This window comes from Bacillus sp. FG16, from assembly GCF_057809515.1.
In genome coordinates this window covers 1-1,287 of sequence record NZ_JBMDKC010000255.1, presented here as the reverse complement: position 1 = coordinate 1,287, position 1,287 = coordinate 1, and the positions used below count along the sequence as shown (strand labels likewise).

General features: G+C 27.7%; 1 protein-coding gene and 1 pseudogene. Both read right to left on the bottom strand.

From position 1 onward, the window contains the following. Nucleotides 1-230, bottom strand: a pseudogene (locus ACODS7_RS32060) (YrrS family protein); the annotation flags it as partial. A gap of 237 nt (nucleotides 231-467) precedes the next feature. Then, nucleotides 468-902 carry a hypothetical protein gene (locus ACODS7_RS32055; protein ID WP_002094078.1) on the bottom strand — a complete coding sequence of 145 codons (435 nt, stop codon included), beginning with the start codon at nucleotides 900-902 and terminating at the stop codon, nucleotides 468-470. Nucleotides 903-1,287 lie beyond the last annotated feature (385 nt).

Here is a 1,287-nt window from a genome sequence, read left to right as displayed (position 1 = left end):
TCAGTTTTCTTCTCTTCTATCTTTGCTGTTTCTTTATCTTCAGTTTTCTTCTCTTCTATCTTTGTTACTTTCTTTTCTTGAGCAATTGCTTTCGTTGATGTATTAGAAGAAATAAACAATTGGTATGTCACTATACCAACTGTCACTAATACCAAAGTAAATGCAATATTAAAAATTGCCTTTTGACGACGATTCTGTTGTTTTTCTTGAAATCTGCTTACTTGTCCCATTCTTCAAACCTCCGTGTTTACTTTCTCCTCTACTCTTTATGTATTATCCCTAAAATTCTTAATATTTTTATTAAACAATAGAAATAAACTACACTTTCCATACAGGATTTCATATCATAATATAATTTGTGTTTTTTCAAGTATCTGACATATGTTATTCAAAATAGTTTAATACATTAAAAATTGATAAGCTTCTGCACTTAAGAAACCTTCAATTTTATTCAAAGGTGATTCCAATTACGTCCACATTAGATCTCCTGTAGAAAGCTTTTTAACAATTAAGCCTCTTCTTCCCTTATTTATAATTTTTAAATTAAATTTCCCTCTATAGTATAATAAAGATGTTTCGTTTTCTAATGGGGTATGTCGTAAAATCAAAAGAGATTTTATCTCTTTTACCTTCTTTTCAGAGTAAATTTCACCACTAGGAAATTCTATTATTCCTAATGTAATCTTTAATTCGCTCTCATCAAAAGTCCACTCTTTATTAAGTTCTCTTATCTTTTGTATAAAGCTTCTTTTGGTTTGTCCTATATAGAGCAATGTTACATTCTTAGCATATACTCTAGAGATTGCAAATATCCCCTTCTTAGAAGCTTCTTCCCTATTATAAAAGTCATTTATACTATACATGCCATACCACTTAATATGTACTGTTTCTATGAATCTCACCTCGTTTTTAGACAATATTATAATTTCTGAATGTTCAAATTATTATAGGTACATATGCTTGATTACTTGAATTATAAATTGTGCTTTTCAATAATACATTTTATTATTACTAATTTCAATAATGAAGAAAAAATATAATACTATAGTTTAATTGCAAAGCTATATAAAAAACAAAGCTATATAAAAAACAAAGTGATATCGTGCCACATATTTTCTTTTTTTACAATATCAAACTATCGTGAACAAAATTTTAAAAGTTATGGAATGAAAATACAATGTGTATGTACATACATTTCTATTAATTGAAGAAACCTTCTTAATTGAGGTCGTACCCCATGCCCATCAACTTAAGAAATAAGACTACCCCCAAGTGTCAAAAAACGTT